The sequence below is a fragment of the Psychromonas arctica genome (assembly GCF_038155225.1).
GTDB classification, from domain to species: domain Bacteria; phylum Pseudomonadota; class Gammaproteobacteria; order Enterobacterales; family Psychromonadaceae; genus Psychromonas; species Psychromonas arctica_B.
On record NZ_JBAKBA010000507.1, the window covers coordinates 1 to 201 of the forward strand.

The following is a 201-nucleotide window of genomic DNA, read 5'->3' on the forward strand; positions in this document are numbered from 1 at the left end:
TCGCTGTAACATCAATCGTCACAGGTGTGTCTTCGTTAGTCGTTGCGCTATCAGCGGCTAATACGGTGTCATCAGCAATGGGATCAACGGTGACCGTCACGATTTCAGTGTTGCCATCGACATTGGTATAAGTAAACGTGTCCGTACCATTGAAATCGGCGTTTGGTGTGTACGTTACGGTACCATCATCGTTGATCGCCA

General features: G+C 48.3%; 1 protein-coding gene. It reads right to left on the reverse strand.

Features of this window, described 5'->3' with window-relative positions; genetic code table 11:
• Nucleotides 1-201: Ig-like domain-containing protein (locus V6255_RS19245; RefSeq protein ID WP_341629508.1), on the reverse strand; the 201-nt coding region annotated here is incomplete at both ends.